General features: G+C 75.6%; 2 protein-coding genes and 1 pseudogene. All 3 read left to right on the plus strand.

Annotation, left to right across the window (positions count from 1 at the left end; translation table 11 throughout):
• Positions 1-491: TetR-like C-terminal domain-containing protein (locus ACWCSD_RS52795; RefSeq protein ID WP_449927555.1), on the plus strand; the 491-nt coding region annotated here is incomplete at its 5' end.
• Positions 492-620: 129 nt separating this feature from the next.
• Positions 621-959: an NADH-quinone oxidoreductase subunit A gene (locus ACWCSD_RS52800; protein WP_449927558.1), complete on the plus strand. Its 339-nt coding sequence runs from the start codon at positions 621-623 to the stop codon at positions 957-959.
• Positions 950-1,215, plus strand: a pseudogene (locus ACWCSD_RS52805) (hypothetical protein); the annotation flags it as partial. The gene ACWCSD_RS52800 and the pseudogene ACWCSD_RS52805, both read left to right, overlap by 10 nt.

Raw genomic sequence — 1,215 nt, forward strand, 5'->3', positions numbered from 1 at the left:
CCGTCGACGCGGCCGAGGCCGCCCGCGACGCGGTGCCGGAGAACGATCCGGGCGGGCGGATCCTGGCCTGGGCCCGGGCCATGCGCGAGTGGGCGCTGGCCAACCCCGAGGGCTTCCGGCTGGTCTACGGTGACCCCGTGCCGGGCTACCGTCCGCCCGAAGAAGGTCCGGGCAAGGAGGCCGAAGCGCGCGCCTGCGCCGGCATCGTCGGGCTGGTCGCCGCGGCCTGGCCGGCGGCCCGGGAGCGCGCGTCCGGGGGCGGCGCCTACACCTGGGACGACTTCGACCCCGCCCTGGTCGCCCACGTCCGGGAGGACTTCCCGGGCCTGCCGCCGGCGGCCATCGCGGTGACGCTGCGGGTGTGGGGCCGCATGCACGGGCTCGTCGCCCTGGAGATCTACGGCCACCTGCGCGGCCTCGTCCACGACCCGGCCGCCGTCTACGACGACGAGATGCGCGACCTGGTCACCTCTCTCGGCCTCAAGCACTGATCCTCCGGTCGCCTGCCCGGCCGCGTTCGTGCTGGTAAGGGGGGATGTCGGTCGCGGGGAAGTCGGACTCCGGTTGCTACCGTGAGGGGCAGGTGATCTGATCTTCGGGCTCTGCGGCAGGTGAGAGCGGTGGGCGCTGTGCTGGGGCTCGTGGCGCTGCTCGCCGCCGGGGTCGCCGCGGTGTACCTGGCCTCCCTGGCCCTGTCGCCCTGCGGAGTCGCGCGGGTGGGGCCGTTCCTGTCCGGGGCGCGGCCCCGGGAGCACGCGGTGTCCCGCTTCCACGTCCGGTGGTACGCCGTGACGCTGGTCTTCCTCGCCTTCGACATGGAGATGGTCTTCATGTACCCGTGGGCCCTCGTGGTGGCCGAGGTGGGGCTGCCGGCGGTGGTGGAGATGTTCGCCTTCCTGGGGCTGCTGCTGGTCGGCGTCCTGTACGCGTGGCGGGAAGGGGCGTTCCGGTGGGCCTGAGGGGGTGGCTGCTGCGGCAGGCGGCGCTGCGGCCCCGGGTGCTCCTCGTCGCCTGCCCGTACGGGACGGGCGCGCGGCTGCTGGCCGAGGCGGAGGCGGACCGCCGTGGCTGGCCGGTGGCGGCGTCGGCGGCGGAGGCGAGCGTGATGGTGGTGTGCGGGCGTCCCGGGGCGGAGCTGGCGGCGGCCGTACGGGAGGTCTGGAGGGCGGTCCCGGTGCCGAGGGCGCTGGTGGAACTGCCGCCGGACGTCCCGGC

The sequence above is a fragment of the Nonomuraea sp. NPDC001684 genome, from assembly GCF_053596515.1.